Annotated in this window: 20 protein-coding genes; 10 read left to right on the top strand and 10 right to left on the bottom strand. The window is 52.6% G+C overall.

From position 1 onward, the window contains the following. Positions 1-28: 28 nt before the first annotated feature. Positions 29-955: a VIT1/CCC1 transporter family protein gene (locus MPF33_08320; GenBank protein ID MCI2415225.1), complete on the top strand. Its 927-nt coding sequence runs from the start codon at positions 29-31 to the stop codon at positions 953-955. 31 nt (positions 956-986) lie between these two features. Beyond that, positions 987-1457, top strand: coding sequence for a PaREP1 family protein (locus MPF33_08315; GenBank protein ID MCI2415224.1), 471 nt, complete (start codon positions 987-989; stop codon positions 1455-1457). Here the strand turns inward: MPF33_08315 and MPF33_08310 are convergent. From MPF33_08310 to MPF33_08300, 3 genes are read right to left on the bottom strand one after another with little or no spacing between them, the layout of a single operon-like run. After that, on the bottom strand, positions 1440-2240 hold the full coding sequence (locus MPF33_08310; protein ID MCI2415223.1) for a hypothetical protein: 801 nt from the start codon (positions 2238-2240) through the stop codon (positions 1440-1442). The genes MPF33_08315 and MPF33_08310 overlap by 18 nt on opposite strands. Positions 2241-2288: 48 nt before the next feature. Next, the gene (locus tag MPF33_08305; protein MCI2415222.1) at positions 2289-3008 is read right to left on the bottom strand and encodes a carbon-nitrogen hydrolase family protein; all 720 of its coding nucleotides are present in this window, start codon (positions 3006-3008) and stop codon (positions 2289-2291) included. Continuing rightward, the gene (locus MPF33_08300) at positions 3005-4129 is read right to left on the bottom strand and encodes a CBS domain-containing protein (GenBank protein MCI2415221.1); all 1125 of its coding nucleotides are present in this window, start codon (positions 4127-4129) and stop codon (positions 3005-3007) included. The genes MPF33_08305 and MPF33_08300 overlap by 4 nt, the downstream gene beginning before the upstream one ends. A 62-nt stretch (positions 4130-4191) precedes the next feature. On the opposite strand from MPF33_08300, the gene MPF33_08295 reads away from it, so the two are divergent. Next, the gene (locus MPF33_08295; GenBank protein MCI2415220.1) at positions 4192-5244 is read left to right on the top strand and encodes an acetoin utilization protein AcuC; all 1053 of its coding nucleotides are present in this window, start codon (positions 4192-4194) and stop codon (positions 5242-5244) included. On the opposite strand, the gene purT is transcribed toward MPF33_08295, so the two are convergent. Beyond that, positions 5233-6420, bottom strand: coding sequence for a formate-dependent phosphoribosylglycinamide formyltransferase (gene purT, locus MPF33_08290; GenBank protein MCI2415219.1), 1188 nt, complete (start codon positions 6418-6420; stop codon positions 5233-5235). The genes MPF33_08295 and purT overlap by 12 nt on opposite strands. Positions 6421-6474: 54 nt before the next feature. Further along, complete coding sequence (locus MPF33_08285) at positions 6475-7068, bottom strand: hypothetical protein (protein ID MCI2415218.1); 594 nt, start codon at positions 7066-7068, stop codon at positions 6475-6477. A 34-nt stretch (positions 7069-7102) separates the two neighbouring features. Here MPF33_08285 and MPF33_08280 point away from each other — a divergent pair, with 34 nt between their 5' ends. Next, positions 7103-7753 carry a phosphatidate cytidylyltransferase gene (locus MPF33_08280; protein MCI2415217.1) on the top strand — a complete coding sequence of 217 codons (651 nt, stop codon included), beginning with the start codon at positions 7103-7105 and terminating at the stop codon, positions 7751-7753. Here MPF33_08280 and MPF33_08275 read toward each other — a convergent pair. Further along, positions 7733-8359: a hypothetical protein gene (locus MPF33_08275; GenBank protein MCI2415216.1), complete on the bottom strand. Its 627-nt coding sequence runs from the start codon at positions 8357-8359 to the stop codon at positions 7733-7735. The two genes, MPF33_08280 and MPF33_08275, sit on opposite strands and share 21 nt — an antisense overlap. Before the next feature lie 103 nt (positions 8360-8462). On the opposite strand from MPF33_08275, the gene MPF33_08270 reads away from it, so the two are divergent. Beyond that, positions 8463-8900 (top strand): hypothetical protein, encoded by a 438-nt coding sequence (locus tag MPF33_08270; GenBank protein MCI2415215.1) that lies wholly within the window; start codon positions 8463-8465, stop codon positions 8898-8900. 2 nt (positions 8901-8902) lie between these two features. On the opposite strand, the gene MPF33_08265 is transcribed toward MPF33_08270, so the two are convergent. Next, positions 8903-9889 carry an FAD-binding oxidoreductase gene (locus MPF33_08265; protein ID MCI2415214.1) on the bottom strand — a complete coding sequence of 329 codons (987 nt, stop codon included), beginning with the start codon at positions 9887-9889 and terminating at the stop codon, positions 8903-8905. A 33-nt stretch (positions 9890-9922) separates the two neighbouring features. On the opposite strand from MPF33_08265, the gene MPF33_08260 reads away from it, so the two are divergent. Together MPF33_08260 and MPF33_08255 are read left to right on the top strand one after the other, a co-directional pair. Further along, positions 9923-10723, top strand: a complete 801-nt coding sequence (locus tag MPF33_08260) for a hypothetical protein (protein ID MCI2415213.1) — start codon at positions 9923-9925, stop codon at positions 10721-10723. A 30-nt stretch (positions 10724-10753) separates the two neighbouring features. Further along, positions 10754-11290: a molybdenum cofactor biosynthesis protein MoaB gene (locus MPF33_08255; GenBank protein ID MCI2415212.1), complete on the top strand. Its 537-nt coding sequence runs from the start codon at positions 10754-10756 to the stop codon at positions 11288-11290. On the opposite strand, the gene MPF33_08250 is transcribed toward MPF33_08255, so the two are convergent. Together MPF33_08250 and MPF33_08245 are read right to left on the bottom strand one after the other, a co-directional pair. Continuing rightward, positions 11283-13148, bottom strand: coding sequence for a 4Fe-4S dicluster domain-containing protein (locus MPF33_08250; protein MCI2415211.1), 1866 nt, complete (start codon positions 13146-13148; stop codon positions 11283-11285). The genes MPF33_08255 and MPF33_08250 overlap by 8 nt on opposite strands. Before the next feature lie 34 nt (positions 13149-13182). After that, on the bottom strand, positions 13183-15405 hold the full coding sequence (locus tag MPF33_08245) for a DEAD/DEAH box helicase (protein ID MCI2415210.1): 2223 nt from the start codon (positions 15403-15405) through the stop codon (positions 13183-13185). 32 nt (positions 15406-15437) lie between these two features. On the opposite strand from MPF33_08245, the gene MPF33_08240 reads away from it, so the two are divergent. After that, the gene (locus tag MPF33_08240; protein ID MCI2415209.1) at positions 15438-15650 is read left to right on the top strand and encodes a hypothetical protein; all 213 of its coding nucleotides are present in this window, start codon (positions 15438-15440) and stop codon (positions 15648-15650) included. Between the two features lie 41 nt (positions 15651-15691). Further along, on the top strand, positions 15692-17080 hold the full coding sequence (gene queC, locus MPF33_08235; protein MCI2415208.1) for a 7-cyano-7-deazaguanine synthase QueC: 1389 nt from the start codon (positions 15692-15694) through the stop codon (positions 17078-17080). Here queC and MPF33_08230 read toward each other — a convergent pair. Continuing rightward, on the bottom strand, positions 17077-17673 hold the full coding sequence (locus MPF33_08230; GenBank protein ID MCI2415207.1) for a 2-keto-4-pentenoate hydratase: 597 nt from the start codon (positions 17671-17673) through the stop codon (positions 17077-17079). The genes queC and MPF33_08230 overlap by 4 nt on opposite strands. Positions 17674-17721: 48 nt before the next feature. Between MPF33_08230 and MPF33_08225 the strand changes: the two genes are divergently transcribed. Then, entirely contained in the window at positions 17722-19434 is a 1713-nt protein-coding gene (locus tag MPF33_08225) for a molybdopterin-dependent oxidoreductase (protein ID MCI2415206.1), read from the top strand. Positions 19435-19451: the final 17 nt, after the last annotated feature.

Genomic DNA, 19451 nt, shown 5'->3' with positions numbered 1-19451 from the left:
ACTAGTAAGTAGAAATTAGAGTGAGAGTATGGACATTAGAAAACTCATAAAGGAGAACTACCAAGACGAGGTGTTTGGGCACGAGCTCTACAGGAGTCTAGCCTCTAGAGAGAAGAACCAGAAGGTGAAGGAGACTCTAGAGGAGTTAGCGGAAGGTGAGGGCAGGCACTCCGAGTTCTGGAGGACCATGGCCTCAAAGTTCAACGTTGAGCTAAAGAAGATAGGGGCGTGGCTAAAGCTGAAGCTCCTCCTCTTCCTCGTCCTAAGAAGGGTGATAGGGCTTACGCTAACGCTAAAGCTCTCCGAGCTAGGGGAGATATCCGACTCCGAGAAGTACGACGCCTTGAGCAGGATGGACGTGTTCTCGGACACCGAGAAGGAGGAGATAAACAAGATTAAAATGGAGGAACTGTACCACGAGGAACTACTAGTCCAGGCGGAAGTCAACGTCGAGAAAATAAGGGACGCCATTTACGGTATGAGCGACGGGCTAATAGAGGTACTAGCGGGAGTCTCAGGTCTCTCGGGAGTGTTTGTCACCCCTCTATTGGTGGGACTAGGGGGGCTAATAATTGGGATATCCGGAACCATCTCAATGTCAATAGGGGCTTTTCTCTCCTCCAAGTCAGAGGAGGACATAAAGAAGAGTGCCGCAAGGAGGGGGCAGAGAGTGGAGGAGGAAGGGAGATCCAAGGAGAGTGTAACGACTACTGCCGTTTCCTACATCTCCGGTGCAATCATACCGGTGGCCCCCTTCCTGTTGGGCTTCGGTGGAATACTCGGCGTCTTGCTTGCCTATATCTTTACTGGGATAGCTACCTTTATTGTTGGGAGCATAATAGGTCTTTTGAGCGACGTTAGCCCGGCGAGGAAAGGGGCTCAGATGACTGGGCTTGCAATTGGCGCAGCTATAGTAACTCACTTGATAGGCCTGGCCTTTCACGGCATAAGCTAAAGTATTTAGCTTGGGAGACTAAACGTGATTGATGAAAGCGGTCAACATACCCACTGCACTGTACCAACGGCTGGAGAAGGAGCTCGAGGGTAATGGAGTGACGGTAGAGGACCTCTTGATCGACCAGCTCCTGCAGTCCTTTAACGACTACGGACTCTACTCTGAAGTGTCTAGGGAATACTTCGAGCTCGGGAGGGAGCTGGAGGCACGGGGAATGCTGGTGGAGGCAGGGGAGGCATACTGGAGGAGCTTGGCCTACTTGTTGAAGGGGATAGCGAGCAAGCTGGGCTTCAGGATCGAGAGCTACCAGGACTACTTCTCCCTCATAGAGTTCCTCTCCTACAAGCTGGGCGACGGAGAGCTGGTAGTCCACTTCGTGAACAGCGAGAGACTACACGGAGAGTTCCACCCAAGGTCCCAGAGTGGAGATGCCTTTAAGGTGAGGAAGGAACACTTGGAGAAGCTGTTGGTCAAGTTGCAAGCGCTACAGGGGAAACTTTGACACTATCCCTTGTATGATCTCCTCCTCTATTATCGCCTTTTTCTTGTAGTCGTAGTAGAGCCCCGCCTTAGTCAAGGGACTCAACGTGTGCCCCTTCAGCACTTCCTCCTGGTCAGCTTTTCCTTCAATAACTCTGTACTCTAGAATCTCTCCTCCCCTGACTATCTCTACCCTGTTTGAGAGCAACCTCACGTTCATTGCAACTATGGGGGGTATGAGGAAGGTCTCGAGCGTTGGGGTCAAGTACACCACTACCTTTTCAGCCTTCACTACCCTGTCCACGGACCTGGACTCTATGAATATGCTCCTCTTCTTCTCCATGTTGGTTATCCTCCCGTCCTTGAACTCCACTATGATATTGTCCTCAGCCTGCTTTTTAATCGCTTCGTCAATTGAGGCATAGGTAGGGTGGGGCATGAAGATGAACCGGAACGTGCCGTAGTTAACGATCGCCTTTGGTGGAACAGCGTTGTTCTCCACGAAGGTGACCTCGCTCCTTTCGCTCACGGGTATCGCGTAGTAGGGAAACTCAGTTGCCTTCAGCTCCTTACACCCTAGGATCTGGCAGGCCTTCCTCACGAACGCGGTCCTCTCGTAGTGGTACTCCTTGAAAACGCTCTTCAGCGAAGGCTCTAGAGACTTCACAAGGGAGGAAAGCAACTTCTCTTCCAAGTAAAAGGAGATCAAGGGTACGAAGCTGTTCTCTTGAGAGAACCTCTTCGCCCTCTCCACCGCAGTGTAGATGGGCCCCTTCGAGAGCTTGTCCAGCGATACTGCCTGCATTCGTAAATAGAAGAAAGGGAGAATTAATAAAATGCTCTTGGAAATGTCCTAAGACTGAATTTCATTTACTTCAACATCAACTATTTCCTTGAGCCTCGATGCCCTCAAGTAGAAGTAGGACAAGGGGTCGACGTCTACTACCATGAACCCTTCTTCTTCTCCCAGCTCTCCCACTGTCATTGTGTCTACTATGTTACCCTTTTTGTATGGCAATAGGGCAGCGCTGTGTCCAGGGTAGTTGGGCAAGTCTAGAGCGTTGGAGTTGATGACCGCTATCCTGTTCTCCAACGCTCTCACCTTGAGGTACTCTCTCCATATGGGAAGCCCCTCTTTGTCTATCTTGGAGGGGACTAGAAGTACTTCAACGCCTTTCTTGACCAGCGACCTCACGGTCTCTGGAAAGTCCACGTCGTAGCATATGGCGATCCCAAACTTAATGCCGTTGTAACTAAAAACAGTTAAACTTGTACCTGGGAAAAGCCTTTCCCTCTCCGAGCCAAAGAGGTGTACTTTTTTCGCTACTCCCCTTATCTTCCCCTTGTCGTCTATGATGGGCGATATGACGGAGACCCCGTCCTCAAAGGCTCCTGGGATAACGTAGGCAGTGTACTTTAGGGCAAGGCGTTGGAACTCGGAGAGAGGGACTTCGTCTAGAGTCTTCACCCACTTTTCGGGGAGTAGTACTAACTGGGCTCCACTAGCTAGGGCCTGTTCGGTCAGCGAGAGGGCGGAGCTGGTGCTACTAGTTTGCACTATGCCTATCCTCAAATTTCCTCTCTCTTATCCCCTTTCTTTTCCTCGATCCTCTTAAGTTTCCTTATTAGCCTTTCCTCGACCTTCTCTACAGCCTTCTTTACTGCAACTACTGGATCCCAGTCAGTCTCGTTGGCGACGAAGTTGCCTATCTTGGTGACAGCGTTGACTGTGACCTTGTATACTGTCTTGTCCTGGCTAACTGCCTCCTCCTTGAAGGACACCCTGAAGTTTATTATCTCAGTTAGCTTCTCGAGCTTGCTCAAGTACCTCTCTAGGACTCCGTCTATCTGACTTTTCATCTCCGCGTTCCTAAGCCCGGTGGTGAGCTTAGCTTGCAGAGGTAAGCTCAGCTGGTACTTTGACTCCAAGGACTTTATCACATCTATACCGCTTATGACCCCAGCGACGTAGTCCCCCTCCATCACAGGCATCCCGGAGATCTTGTTCTTCACTATCTTTTCAGCTACCTTTGTTAGTGCGTCAGTTCCGTTGACCGTTATTACCGGAGAAACCATCACGTCTTTTAAGGGCATCGCCATTATCCTTTCCTCCTCCACCAAGATTGACTCCCTCTTCCTTCCGGAAACAGAGTAGATGGCGTTGACTATGTCCCTTGTCGTCACGATGCCTTCCAGCTTCTTTTCGTTTACTACGGGGATTCTGCTCACGTTGTTCCTGACTATTTCCCACCTGGCTTTGGCCACGGAATCTGATGAGGAGAGCGTAATGGGAGGGGACGACATGTACTCCCTAGCCTTTGCGTCAGGTATCTCCCCGGACTCCAGGAGGTAGTTGAGCACGTTTTCCCTAGTTACAAGCCCCACTAGTCCCCTCGAGGAGTTGACCAAGGGGATGGCCCTAGCCTTGCTTGTGTAAAACCTAGCAACGACCTTTGCAAAGTCGTCGTCTTCGTTTAACGTGACCGTTGGGGACGTTATGCTCAAGACTCTAGTCTCTAGGCTCACCGCTCTCCTTATGAGGTCCTTGTCGGTGAGCATTGCCACTACTTTCTTTTCCTTTAGTACGGGCACTACCCACTGGTTCTCCTCCTTCATCTTGCTTAATATTTCCCCGAGTCTCGTGTTAACGTGAGCCACGACTTTTGGCTCATCCGCGAGCTCTCTGAGTTTCAAGGTCTCACGTGTAATATTTTAATGAGAGAATGTATTAAAAATATCTTAGGTACCCAAGGTTGTTGCACAAAACGGCTTTTGTATGGGATGAGAAATACCTGGACTACTCGTTTCCGGGAGACCACCCCTTTAAGTCCATAAGGGAGAGTATGGCGAAGAAGCTGATGGAAGAGAGGGGCTTCTTCCACGAGATAGACGTGGTGAGGCCAACCCCTATAAGCGAGGAGTTGCTGCTGAAGGTCCACGATAAGGAGTACGTGGATCGCGTGAAGAGGTTGAGCGAGGAAGGAAAGGGCTATCTTGACTCCGGGGACACCCCTGCCTTCAAGGGTATATTCGAGGCGTCTCTGATCAGGGTTTCTGGGACGGTAAAGGCCCTTGAGGTCTTGGACAAGTACGACCACGCAGTAAACTTGGGTGGCGGTTTCCACCACGCTGGAAGGAGTTCGGCGTCAGGCTTCTGCGTTTTTAACGACGTTGTGTTGGTGGCTAAACTCGCTGAAGGGAAGTACGGGAGGGTGACAATAATCGACCTGGACGGCCACCACGGAGACGGGACTCAAGCCCTACTTTACGACGATCCCAACGTTCTAAAGGTGTCCCTACACATGTACCACAAGGGCTTCTTTCCGGGAACTGGGAGCACTGAGGAGGTTGGGGAGGGAGAGGCCAAGGGGCTTACGTTAAACGTACCCCTCCCCCCGGGCACAGGGGACGACGCGTACTTAGAGGCGTTCAGGGAAGTAGTTGTGAAGAAGATAAGGCAGTTTAAGCCAAGGCTCTTCATCGTAGTTGAAGGGGGAGACGCCCACTTTGGTGACCCATTAGTCGAGCTAAAGCTCTCCACCAGAGGTTACTTGGAAGTAATAAAGGAGATCCATGAAATGGCCCACGAGTACGCCGATGGAAAGTTGATACTCTTAGGCGTTGGTGGGTACAACTACGACGCCACGGCGAGGATCTGGACCCTATCTGTGGCGGAAATAGCAGGAATAGAAGAAGGGGAAGTTGAGACCCTTCACGACTGTTGTTTTACCTCCAGTACCACATTCGTGAAAAACAAGGTAGAAGAAGTGATAAAGACGCTGAAAAAGATCCACGGATTAGGTGACTAGGATTACGGCAGAAGCCTCCCTTGCCTTTTGTCTAGCCTCCTCCGCCGTGTTCCCTATTGCCAACACCACGCCCATCCTTCTCTTCTCGTACGAGTAGGGTTTTCCGAACAGCCTCACTTGTACTCCTGGGATCTTCATAGCCTTGTCCACGTTAAGGTACTTGGGAGCCCACGTCTCCTTTTGAGCCAAGATAACGTGGGAGGCAGCAGGAGTCAATAGCTTTACCTCTGGAGTTGGGAGCCCTAGGGCACTCCTAATGTGCACTTGGAACTCGTTTATGTCTTGGCTCACTAAAGTCACGTGACCAGTGTCGTGTGGCCTTGGAGAGACTTCGCTGAAGAGCACCCTGTTCCCAGACACTAGGATCTCTACGCCGAATATCCCGAGTCCCCCTAGCGCGTCTACCACCCTCAACGCGTAGTCCTTCGCCCTGTCCAGCACGTCATCGCTTACATTGGCTGGTTGCCACGACTCAACGTAGTAGTAGCTAGGCCTCTGGTGCTCCACCGCGGGCATGGTGTTTGTTACTATGCCGTTGTCCCCCAAGTACCTATACGTCAAGACCGTAAGCTCCGTGTCTACCTTTACGTACTCCTCCACTATTACAGTGTTGCTCTTCCCCCTGGCGTGGGATATTGACTCCTTGAATGCATCCTCTACCTCCTCTGGCCTCCTAATGAGCACGTGACCGTGGCCGCTAGAGCTCATCTCCGGCTTGATCAAGCACGGGAAACCGATGTCCTGGCAGGCCCTCCTTACCTCCTCAGCGCTCTCGGCGAAGGCGTAGCCCGTGGTCGGGACCTTTACCTTCTCAGCCGCCAACCTCCTTAGGGCCACTCTGTTCATGCACGTCTTTACGGCGGCAGCGTTGGGGATGACCTTGTAGCCTGAGTCCTCCAGCTCCACTAGGGCGTCCGTGTTTATGGCCTCTATCTCGGCTATTATTGCGTCTGGGTTCTCCTTTTTCACTATGGACTTTACCGCGTCCTTGTTCAGCATGTCTATTACGTATTTCCTGTGGGCCACGTGCATCGCCGGAGCCATGTCGTACCTGTCCACTGCCACCACTTCTACGCCCAGCCTCTGGGCCTCTATTGCCATTTCCTTTCCAAGCTCCCCACTACCTAGGAGGAGTACCTTGTTACCTCCGTCCAATAAAGGAGTGCCTATCTGCATGGGTGAGTTAAACTTGCCTAAGTTAAAAAATCAAGATGAAGCTTGCCTATTCTATTACTTATCCAAGTAAATACGTACCTTGTCCAAGAGCCTTTTGGGGTCAAGTACCACGTTGTTCACGCATTGCCAACCCTTGGGCACGATGCAGGAATCCGAGTAAGGTAGAGCTACAACCCCAGGGTAGAACCTCGAGTACTCCTCAATTTGGGCGTAGTCTACCTTGCCCACCTTAGCCTCGACTATCACCTTGCCCTCGACCAGGAAGTCGGGGGTGTTATGTTGCCTCTTGCTAGAGAACTTGCCCAAGCTTAAGAAGAGCCTAGGGTGTACTTCAACCTTGAACTCCCTGCTCAGCTCTCCGAGGACGAACTCCTCAAAGACCTGCCCCAAGGTCTTTATTAGCCTCATTCTCCTCTCCCTCTTCTTCAGGAGAAGCGCGTCTAGCAGGTCCACCTCCTTAATCCTGTTTATCATGGAGACGAGGTCTAGGTCCTCCCTGTCCAGCTTTGGCTTCACGGATCTGGGATCAATCTCGATACCGTCCTCTGTTGTCAACTTTACAAATCCCTCGTCTATCACTCCGATTACGTTTCCATTTTCGTCGTGGATAAGTTCTCCTCCTTTTATAGAGAAACGGAGGATCTTCACCAAACTTATAAGGGGATCTAAACCTAAAAAGGTTGTGATAGTTACACTAAGCGATGCTATGTGGGGATCAGCCCTAGTGGTGTGGGTTGCCATAGTCACGCTCTACTTCTCCAAGCTCGTGGCCAAGGCAACTAACATATACGTCGCCAGGAAGGTAATACACATGCTGGGAGGGGGCGTCGTTGCAATTGTGAGCCCCTTCCTCCTCTCATCGCCCTTGATACCTATCGTCACTTCCTACGCCTTAACGGCCTTCCTCTTGGCAAGGAGAAAGTCGGGTAAGATGTTCTCCTGGTTCCAGGAGAGCCAGGACATGGGGGAGGTTCACTTCACCTTCTCCTTTGGCACAGTCCTCCTAGCCTCGTGGGTGTTACAGCCCAACTTTTGGTCGCTCGACAACAAGTTCCTCTACGTAGCCTTACTGCCCTTGCTCTACATGTCCTTTGGAGACGGCGTCACGGGCATCATAAGGAACTACGTGTACAAGAGGAGGTTTAAGGGCTTCTGGGGGTCTGTGGGGATGTTCGTGGTGTCCGCTTCCCTGGGCTACGCACTTCTCTCCATCCCTGGATTCATCTCAGGGGTACTGGCAACGTTACTTGAAAGATCCACCAAGTTGGACGACAACATAACAGTGCCCTTGGTCTCCTTCGCCTTCCTTTACTTAGCTGTAAAGTTTTTTTAGCTTCGAGAACTCCTCCTGGCCGAACACCTTTACCTTTAGGTCGCTCGTGTTGACCACTATGACCCCGTCTATCTTCGCCCCCTTAAGGGACTTGAGGTTCACGTCAAACACGTTGTGGTACTTCCTGATCAAGTTCATGGTTTCCCTGAGCTCTTCCTCCCTCCTCTCCTCCTGGCTCTCGAAGAACACGTCAGGGATAGGGGGTATGTAAAAGGAAGGTACTGCAATGAAGAACTCCCTCGCTAGGTTGCTGTACCTCGCTATCTTCAGCGAGGTCCTGCTCATCAAGAACTCCTCTTGGTTGTCTGCGAAGTTGGGTGGGACGAACCCCGTCTCCACCTCTATCCCAACGTCGGAGCCCTTTACCGCGTAAACGTCTATTACCCTCCCCCCGGTCTCATACTCCACCGACGTCCTATAGCCCTCCTTAATTAGGAAAGACGCCACGATGAGCTGGAGGATAGAGTGGGTCGAGTTTATGATCCCGAGCTTGTGGAACTCCAGAAGTTTGTTGAACACGTCATCTATGTCCAAGATCCCGTAGTGCGACATGATCTTGTTCTTTACGCCCACCAAGTCCTTTACGAAGTTCCTCGCCCTTTTCATTTCCATCCTCCTCAGTGTGGGGAATCGCTCCTCACGTATCAGAAAACCGTCACTTCATCACTCCTGGGGAAAATTTAACATCCCGCAAATATATCTGTTTTTCATGATAAGCTGGCTGATCGGCTCTAAAGCCGAGTCTTGGTATTATTTAAAGGAGCTGCTTCAGGATTACCGGAACGTGGGGGTTTACGTCAACGAAGAGGGCGAGATAGAGCTGGTGAAGGTAAGCGACCTCGACGACTTCTTTCTCCCAACAGGGGTCTTGATACACCCCAGGAACTTAAGGTACTTGAAGCCCTTCTACCTAAAGCTGGAGAAGTACGTGGCATTCCCGCTCTTTGACCTCAGGGCAATAAGGAAACTGGTTGAGAGGAAGGGGTGGAGGGCTGTGGAGTACTATTTGGGGGAGGAGTTCCAAGGGGGTTGGGTGGTCTACGACTGCGAGGGCTGTGAGGAGAAGCAGAGGCTTCACCTAGAGGTGGGGAAAGTAGGAGACCCGGTTGAGGTGCACTTACAGATATACGGAAAAGACATGAAGTAGCGTTAGAGCTCGTGCGGTTCCTTACCGAGGTCGAAGTCCTTAACCCCGTTGAACCTGTCGAGTAAGTACTCCCTTTCCGCCTTTCCCTCGAGGATCATCTCTGCAAGGAGTGACGCGACCCCTGGACCTACTTCAGCCCCGTAGCCGTTGAGACCGCCTATGTAGTACAAGTTGTCCAGTAGCCTGCCGTACGCTGGCCTCATGTCAGGGGTACCCTCACAGAACTCTCCAGAAGTGTAGATATGGTACAGTTTGCCCAGCCTCTCCCTCGCCCTGTCTATTACCTCGAGTGGGTCCACCTTCACGTTGGTCCCAGGAGAGGCTACGATGGTCTTCCCGTCCCCTACTATCGACAGCCTCATGCCCACTCCCAGGAACGGCCTGGAGTAGAAGCCCTTTTCGTAGTCGTAGACGAACGTCTGGTCGAGTTCCTTATTCTCGTTGACCACAAGGGAAGCCCAACAGTAGTAGCTCTTCGTGTTGACAGGGAAAAGCAAGTGGTTCCAAGGTCCCGTAGCTAGAACGTACACCTCTGCCTCCAGCCCTTTGCCGTTGACCGTGACATCCACCTTGTTCCCCCTTTGCGCTATGGAGGCCCTTTCCCTTATCACGGGGACAGAATCTATTAGCCTCTTCACGTAGACCAGCCTGTCCCCGCCCCTCGCTACGAGCCCTTTCGCGCCAAGCCAAGGTACGTACTCTTCCCTCACCTCCACTCCTACTTCCCTCCACGACTCCACAACGCTGTCGTCTACCCTGCCTATGGTAACGGAGGGGAACTCCTTGGTCATCACGTTAAACTCCCTGTAAAACTCTAGGCTCTTCTTCGCCAAGTATACGTCCTTTCCCTTCAAGAGCAACGAGTGGATGAGCGAAGGGAACACCCTCCTTACCCTGGGGTCTACAACCTTGACGTCGTGGCCCCTCTTCTTCAGCATAAAGTAGAGGGACGATCCGGCTATTCCTCCACCTATGATGGCTACCTTCAACGGGTTTTTAGACCAGCGTCAAAATTTAAAATTATGGCTAGGGTTCCGGTGGAGGGATACTTCATCAAGTACATGGACGTAGTGTGGGCTGTAAAGGGGTGTTTCCACCCTGAGGGCTTTGTAGTCGCGGTTCCGCACTACTACAGGGGCGTCAAAATAAAGAGGTTAAACGACGCCTTAAGGTTTGTCAAGGAGAGGTTCTCTCACCTCCTCAAGTACGTGGAAGAGATAGGGTTTAACGTCCCCCTTGTCCCCTTGGAGGAGAGCGAAGTGCTAGATCCCTTCAACGCTAAGCCTGAGGGGATAGTCAAGGAGTTTACCGAGCTCTTCCACGACGTGGGCGTCACGGGCAGTCACCTGTACCTAGGCAGGGGCAACGACATAGACGTCTTGACCTTCAACAAGGGGAACTACAACAAGCTCGTGGAGCTCAGGAACGCCAACGTCACCGCGCCCCTAGACGAGGCAAAGGAGTCTGAAGTAGAGAGTCTAGACATAGGGGACTTCCTGAAGCTAAAGAGGAAGAGGTACTTGGAGGGCAAGTACAGGGGCGTCCCCTACACGTTCAAGATAGTGGAGTGCGTGGACTTCGGCAGAGTAAAGGAGGTCAGGGACTTCGAGGGGAGGGTCATGGTGGAGAGGGCCATAAGGCCCTACACTTTGCCGGCTGTGTACTCCTTCAAGGACTACTTGCTCACGAGCTTTAGGACGCGTTTCACGGAGCTTGAGGCAGGCACTGTACTCTACGTCAAGGGCAAGTTGCTGGTAAGGGAGGACTTTAAGGACATAGACCTAGACGCGTCCAGCGAGGTGAGAGTACTTGGAACAAGGTAAGGCTATTATAGCCGTTGTCCTAATCCACTTATGGAAGCCCACGAGATCCACAGGCGCAATGCGCCAAAGGTGCTCAACTTCTACGTCATAACCATAAGCACTTCTAGGTACGAAAAGATGCAGAGGAAGGAGCCAGTAGTGGACGAGTCGGGGGACGTGGTAAAGCAAATGGTGATAAGCTCCAACCACTCGCTGGTCGGCTACGAGCTAGTACCTGACAACAAGGTTAAGATACTGAAGGCTGTGCTTAACGCTGTAGACAACGACAAGGTAGACGTTGTGGTGACCACCGGAGGGACTGGATACTCGCCCAGCGACACTACCGTGGAAGCGGTGAGGAAGGTCTTGGACAGGGAGGTAGAAGGCTTCGGAGACGTGTTTAGGCTACTCAGCTATAACGACCCCAAGGTTAGGTCCGCCTCTTACCTGAGCAAAGCCTCTGCTGGGGTGCTAAACGGGAAAGTGATATACATGTTGCCTGGCTCCCCTAGGGCGGTCGAGCTCGCCATGAGGGAGCTGATCCTCCCTGAAGCTCCACACCTAGTGTACATAGTTAGGTCTAAGTAGTCAGCTCCTTTTTTGCGTAGCTCACCAGCTTTTCGAACAGGACCTTGTTCTTCGCCTTCTCTGCGTACTTGTCCCTGTTTAAGTAAAAGAGGAGTAGCTCCTCCCTGCTCCTCCCCTTCACGAACGACTCCACTACCTTTTGCTCGAAGTAGTCCTTCACGTCGTCTGCGACGCCTTTGTACCACTCTACGTCTTCTAGTATCTTCGAGAAGCTGTCCAAGTATCCGTTGAAGTCGTCAACGAGCTTGTCCATAGCGGAGTAATCTAGGGTAACTGACAGCAGGTCTGTCAGATCCTTTATGCCCAGCCTCTTTGAAGCCAGTGGACACAGGCTTACGTCAGCCTTGGGGACTTTTTTCCCGTAGCCTTCCCCATTGACCATGTTGAGCAACTCGAAGCTACAGTTGGTGTCTGCGTTGTCAAACTTGTAATTTGCGAAACACGGTAAGTGGACTCTGAGCTCCTTCAGCTTGTTGTTCAGCTTCCCCTTTAGGTACTCGTAAACAAACGTTACGTCGATAGTCTTCACCTTCTTTAGCCCACTTAGGTAGTAGGCCTCTTCAGGGGTCAACGCTATTACCTCGTCTACGTCCCTTATCTGGTCCGCGACTCCAGAGAAGTTTCCCTTTATCATGTCGTCGAGCCCCACGTTCAACGTGATCACGCCTACCTTCAGCCCTTCCTCGCCCAGCAGTTTCAGTACCTTAAGGGCGTACTCTATCAAACCGCTGGATATGGGGGTTATCGCTATGACCCTCTTCGCAAGTAGATCGGGGTTAACAGTCGGGGAGATGTTGTTGTACTTTGCCTTTCTCTTGAGGTCCTCCACTATGTTCAACCCTGCAGGGCAAACGGAAACGCACTTACCGCACATGTGGCAGTTGGCTACCTTTTCGCCTTGGTTGTAGTAGGAAAGGACGTAGAAGCCCAAGGGGGAGTAGGCTATTGACCCCCTTTGCTCAGCGTGGGGGCAGACGTCAACGCACCTCCCACACAACATGCATCCGTTAAAGAGGGTTCTGTCGTTGACGTCTGAGAAGCCTCGGTTGTACTCCAAGACCAGGGGCGAGTGGGAAAAGGCGTAGTAGGTCACCTCCCCCTTCCTGAAGAGGAGGTACAAGTTGGTGACGTTAGCAAAGTCAGTTGGCTTAAAGTTGGGCAGGGGCACTGTGCCAACGTACCTGAACTTGTGGTCCTTTACGGGTAGCTCGTACTTGTTAGTGTCGCTGAAACCAGTTAGGTAACCCCTCAGTAACGCCTCCCTTATTGAGGGGTAAGCCACGTACAGCTTGGCTCTGTTTCCCTCCTTTACCAACGTTACGTCCCTGAAGACGGGAAGGGAAGTAATGAACCACTCCCTAGCCTTGTTTGCAAGATACAAATAGTCTCCTTCAAGTATCTTGTACGTAAGGGATCTGGTCTCCTTGTTAATGAAGACTGAGTAGACTATCCCTCCCCTGTATTTCCCCATGTATTTTTCTCCGTTTATGTACGCCTCTACCTCGACCCTATTGTTGATCTTGCCGAACTCGTTGTAGCCAAAGCACGCGTCCTCGAACTGGATAGAACCACCCACGCTGAAGTCGGAGACGCAGTAAACCTCCGGGTTGAACTTAAGCACTTCCCTCCACTTGGTCCCTGCAAGAACCCTTACCTTGTCCCCTAAGTCCTCAATTCCCCTTAGTCCCGTTAAGTCCGCTACCTTTTTTCCCTCAACTCCCCTAAACGTCTCATACCTAGGCACGAAGTCTGAGAGGACCTTTAAGTCCTCTTCTCCCCTTACTTTGGCTACGACCTCTGGGGGGAAGGACACTACTGTAGGGGACATGGAGGAAAAAAGCAAGCTTTCCTCATTCATGGGGGAATGTTTTGCATCGCGGAAATAAATCCTTTTACCTAACGCTGTCACCCCACATATCCTCCTCTTTGGGGGCCTCTCCCTTCATCACCTCGGATATTAGCCTAAAGGACTTCCTCCTTGACAGGAACTTGTTGTTGTTCCCGCAGTATGGGTCGTAGACGCACTTGGGGCAACCGTCCTCGCAGTCGCACTTCCCCACTATGTCCTTTGCCACTTCATACGCGTCCTCTAATCTCTCGTACAGGAGCTTGGCCACCCCGCTACCTCCTACGGACGAGTCGTATATCACCACGTGCCCGCTTGGGTAGCTTATGCCAGAGAGGTCGGTCAGGGAAGCCCCAGCCACTACCCTGCCAGCATGTATTAACACGTGTTCTGTGGCGTGGTATGCCTCAATTCCGTCTACCAAGGAGAACTCGCTCAACAATGGGTGCTTGATTATCATGCCCTTTGTCGTGTAGGAGAAGGTTATTGGCTCGTCGTACTCAAACTCCCCCGCGCTCCTCTCCCTCTTTGAGTATATGTCGTGAACTACGTACCCCCTTACCGAGATCTCTATGCTCACTTCCCCGTACTTTACCGGTAGGTTGTACGCTTTCCTGCTCTCGAGCTCCTTGAACTCCTTCAGATCAACGGAGTAGAGCGGTTTGGTGTAGTAAGGGAGGTCCTCTTCAACCCTCTTCACCTTGGCGACTAGCCTGGCTAAGTCTAGGCTTTCGACCACGTAAGTCCTCTTTGATGCCAAGTAAACGGCATTGGGGTAGAGGTCGTATAACGCAACTGGGAGCTCCCTCTCTGCAACCTTCTTGTCGCCGTGGTATACCTTTACTATGGACCCAGAGCTCCTGAGGGACGACTGCTGGAACACCTCCATTGCCTTCCTCGTGGAGTAGGCCACGCCGTTGACTACTTTCACTACGCCTTCCTTCTCTAGGACTAGTAAGGCCTTCCTCCAGAGCTCTGGGAACTCGTCAAGCTTCACCGCCTTCTTCTCGAGCAAGTAGGCCAAGGCGTGGACTTTTACTACCTCGAGGTTGGAGATGTCAAAGGGCAAAGGGCTCAGCTTTCTGTTAAAGAACTCCTCTGGCCTCCTGAGGAAGTAGGAGTCTATCGGGTCTTCGCCCATTACCGTGAACACGTACCCAGTCCTGTTCCTCCTCCCCGCCCTCCCTGCCCTCTGGAGGTACTTGGAGTAGCTTGGGGGGTTCTCAGCCATCACTACTGCGTCAATTGAGCCGACGTCTATCCCGAGCTCCAGCGTCTGGGTCGCCACTACTCCGGGTATTTCCCCCCTCCTCAGTCTCTCCTCTACCTTCATCCTCTCCTCTGGGAGGATCCCCGCCCTGTGCACCTCAAGGCTTACGCCAAACCTTTGGGCTATCTTTGCAGTTAGCTCTACCATCTGTTGCGAGTCCGCGAACACTAGGACCTTCATTCCCTTTTTCACTAGGAAGGAAGCTAGGAAGGCAGACAAAGTCCACCTGCTGATCCCATTGGAGTTGACCAACACGTGGAAAGCGGTCCCCTTCCTCCTGGTGCTACCGTATATTACCTCCCCAGGCAGGCCAAATAGTCCCTCTAACATGTAGGGGGAAGCGCCTATTGTAGCGCTAGATGAGACCACTTGCACGTCTCCTTGGAACTCCCTAATCCTGTCCACCACCATCCTGAGGTGGGAACCAAGGACGCCCTCGTAGACGTGGAGCTCGTCAAAGACGAAGTGCTCACTCCCCCTGATCAGCTTCCTGAAGTCCGGGCTGAGCGTCAAGCCCCTGTGTATCATGTCCGGGTTCGTGATGAGCACCTCTGGAGGATCGGAGTAGATCCTCTTCCTCTCCTCCCTTGGGGTGTCCCCATCTAGCACCGCAACCCCTACGCCTAGGCCCCTGGCGAACTCCGTTACCCTGGAGAGCTGATCCCTTGCCAGGGCCTTTGTTGGGTAGACCAAGACGCTCCTCTCGCCCTTCAACGCGAACTGGAGTACTGGTATGAGGAACGCCTCCGTCTTCCCAGTCCCAGTACCGGAGACGATGAGTACGTTCTTACCCTTCAGTATCTCCTTGACCGCCTCCTCCTGGAACTTGTAGAGCCTGGCAAACCCAAGCCCCTTCAGTACCTCCTTGAGCTTGGGGTCCACTGGCAGTTCGTCCACGTATGCCCCAGCGTCCGGTTCAAGGGCGGTCTCAACGTGGACGTGAGCTACAGAGGCGTTGAAGTAGGCAAGTCTCTCCTTTACCTCCTCCAAAATGTCCATATATTTAATCCTCTTCTGCTAAGGTTATAACGATGTCTGAGATAATCCAGAGCAAGGAGGAGCTGAGGTCTTACCTACAGGCCAAGGAGGCAATAGGTGCAGACAGGGTAGAGGTGGTTGTGGCGGAAAGCGTACTGGAGGCGTCCCCGGAGATAGCCAGGAAGTACAACTACTCCATAGTCGACGGAGAGGACCTACCGAACGGCTACGTGAAGCTCTACTTGGTCTACAGGAAGCTGAAGTGATAGCTTTTTAGTTTACCCAGAGAAAATGTCGTAAGGTCAAATTGTGTAGCGTTAGTGGAGTTATCTTATTGGAAGGAGCAGACTACAAGCAAGCGGAGAGGAAGCTAGCTAGGATCCTAGCCAAGGCTGAGGACAGGGGAAGGGACAGCTTTGGGGTAGTGGCCATAAACATGGACGGGTCAGTCAACGTTGTGAAGTCCCTCGGTAGGCCCTCCACTCAGGAGGAGAAGCTTAGGGGTATTTTGAGCGAGGACACCTTCGTGGTGGTGGCTAACAACAGGGCAGAGCCCACTACAGAGTACGTCAGACAGAAGACCCAAGAAGACATCCAGCCATTCGTGGGGGAGAGGTACGTAGTAACGCACAACGGAATAATAGCCAACGACCAAGAGCTCGAGGTAAAGTACAAGCTCACTAGGAAGACCAAAATCGATTCAGCCGTAATCCCCCCACTCCTAGATAAGGCTTGGGACGGAAGCTTGGAGGGCCTCAGGAAGTTGCTCTCCGAGGTAAGGGGGAGCTTCGCCTTCATTATCGCTGACAGGAAGAGGCCTGACAGGATCTTCATAGCCCAGAACTTCAAGCCAGTCTACATGGCGTACGACGTCTCCTTAAACGCGGTGTTCTTTTCCTCGCTTGACGACTACTTCGAGGTGGGTCCCTTCGACCCAGTCAACGTCACAAAGCTGAAGCCCTACAGCGTAGTGGAGGTGACTAAGCAGAAGGAGTTCACGGAGTTGCCCCTCCTTGAACAAAAGAGGAAGAGGGCGCTGGTAATAGCCAGCGGGGGCCTCGACTCAACGGTAGCAGCTACAAAGCTCCTGAGGGAAGGGTACGAAGTGACGTTGCTACACTTCAACTACAGACACAAGGCCGAGGAGAGGGAGAGGGAGGCAGTGAGGAAGATAGCCGAGTACCTCCACGTCCCCTTAATAGAGCTCGACACGGAGCTCTTCAGGGTAATTGGGAACTCCACCCTGCTGAAGGGAGGAGGGGAGATAGTGAAGGACAGGAACGGGGAGGAAGGAGCCGAGTTCGCCCACGAGTGGGTCCCCGCAAGGAACTCAATATTCCTCACCGTCGCTTTGGGCATAGCTGAGGCTCAAGGCTACGACGCAGTTGCAGCTGGGATAAACTTGGAGGAGTCCGGGGCCTACCCGGACAACGAGATGGAGCTCATGAGGCTCTTCAACAGGCTCTCCCCCTACGTCACTGGGCCCAACAAGAAGGTGGAAGTGTTAATGCCAGTGGGGAACTTGGTGAAGCACGAGATAGTGAGGCTTGGGGTGGAGATAGGGGCACCCCTCCACTTGACTTGGAGCTGTTACGAGGGAGGGGAGAAGCACTGCGGTAAGTGTGGGCCATGCTATATGAGGAAGACAGCCTTCAGGATAAACGGGCTCAAGGACCCAGTGGAATACGAGAGCTAGACCACCCTCACGTTAATTGTCTTTTTACCCTCCACTCTTATCACGTCCCCCTTGCTCAGCTTAAGGGGACCGATGAAAGCGCCCAACGCCACATAACCTTCCATGTAAGGTTTTACCACTTCCCTGGGAGAATAGGTTGGCGCTCCCTCCACCACGAACTTACCGTTCACTATTAGCTTGAACGTCCCAAAGGGAGGGTTGACCTCCTTGCCCACGTAGAGCCTACCGGCAAAAGCGTCGTCCGCTATGACGTACTCCCTCCCTAGATCCCAAGTCTTGAACCTGGTAGCTGGGAGCTCCAATCCCAGGAAGGTCTTCTCCACATTTCCTCCCTTGACTAGTGCTATTATCTCTACCTCAAGCTTGTGCGTGGGAAACCACAGCTCGACCTCGTCCTTAGTGGTTATCATCTTCTTGGTGAGCACTCCAACTATCCCGCCCTTGGCTATCTTGTAGCCCCCAAGCCCCTCCATTGACACCAAAGCCTCGGCGAACTTCTTCCCCACCTCCTTTGCTTCCTCCTCCGTCAGGGGGAAGGGGTCTATTGCCTTCCTCTGTTTGTACGCCTCGAGGATTGCTTCAGCCCTGTCCATCAGGTGGTATTTGTAACTTAGGCTTTTATTTTTCCATGTCCATCTTCCATCATGATAGCGTGTACTAGGGACTGCTACGATACGTGCATATTCGACGAGGAGTATAGGCCCTTGAAGCTGTTCCCAGTCAACGGCTTCACCTGCTCTAGGGGTATCGCGGACCTAAAGAGGAACTTCAGGAACAGGGTAGGTTCGCCAATGGTGGAGGGCAAGGAGGTCTCCTTAGAGGAGGCCCTGGACTACGTGGCAAAGGTAATCAAGGGCATAGACGACAAGTCCAAGATCATCCACGTGGACTACGATGGGAACCAAGGGCTCCTCACTTGGTACTACCCAGCTAGGCTCTGGAACGTCTTGGGGGCGAGCAGTACAGACTATTCTATCTGTAGTCTAGAGGGACACGAAGCAATTAAGACAGTATACGGGACTAGTTTCGGGGCTCTCCCAGAGGACTTCGCCAAGTTCAAGGCAGTGGTGTTCTGGGGGAGCGAGGCTGCGATAAGCTTCGTACACGGGTGGGCGTTGCTCAGAGACAAGTATAAGGTCTCGGTGGACGTCAGGCTGAGCGAGACGGCGAAGAGGAGCGACAAGTACGTCATAGTCAAGCCAGGGACTGACGTCTTCTTGGCCATAGGCGTGCTAAAGGTGCTCCATGCTAGGGGGGCCATCAAGGGAGTGCCCAACTTGGAGTTCTACGACCTAGACCACCTGTCCAGGGTCACTGGAGTCCCAGTGGAGGAGATGGAAGAGCTTGCCGACGTGTACCAGGAGATGAGGCCCTTGACCGTAATTGGCTTCGCCTTGGGCAGGAGCGTCAACGGGGGGTACGCAATAAGCGTGATCTCCCAGATCCCCCACTACCTAGGCATAGATAGGGGGTTCTTCTACTCCAACAGCCAAGGCCTAGGCATAGACTTCAGCTACTTGAGGGGGATACACTTGGCGAAGCCGTCAAAGGTAGTGAGCATGGCAGAAGTGGGGGCGAGGGTAAAGGAGTTCAAACTCATCTTTGTGTGGAACGCTAACCCCGTGATCTCCCTGCCCGGGGGCAACTTGATAAGGGAGGCGGTAGAGGAGGGCGAGGTCACCTTAGTAGTCCACGACCCGTTCTGGTCCGAGACAGCCAAGGTAGCCAATGCTGTCATCCCAGCCCCTACCTTCCTAGAGAAGGAGGACGTGGTGTACAGTTACTGGCATCAGTACTTAGTCTACAACGAGCCTATCCTCCCCAAGAAGGGAGTAAGCGAGGTGAAACTCATGGGGATGCTGGCTAGGAAGCTCGGGGTCTCCCATCCACTCCTAGAGGAAGACCCCTGGACGGCGCTCGAGGTGGCGTTGAAGGGCACTGGGGTCACGGTGGAGGAGCTCAAGAGGGAGAAAGTGGTAAAGCTCTCCCCAAAGGTCGAGTACCGCTTCAAGCCTCTCATACCAACTCCCTCGATGCTGGAGGTACCGGAAGGCGACACCTTGGTCTACTCAGCCCACCCCAACTACACCAACAGTCAGTTCAAGGAGGTCTACGGAGATAGGACTGCAGTTGTCTACAACTCTAGATACGAGGGGGAGGGCTACTTAGTCACGGAGGCGGGGAAGGTTAAGGTCACGTTCAAAAGGGAACAAGGAGTCCCCAGCGGAGTTTACTTCCTGTTCAAGTCCTCGCTCAAGAACAGCGAAGGAATTTCAGTTAACGCGGTAGTCTCGCCGAAAAGGGGGAAGTTTGGTGGCCCTATCCTTAACGTCAAGGTGAGGGTAAAGGTGTAATAACCTAATAGTTTATT

Source organism: Candidatus Aramenus sp. CH1 (assembly GCA_022678445.1).
GTDB lineage: Archaea > Thermoproteota > Thermoprotei_A > Sulfolobales > Sulfolobaceae > Aramenus.
This window is presented reverse-complemented; position numbering and strand designations above follow the sequence as displayed.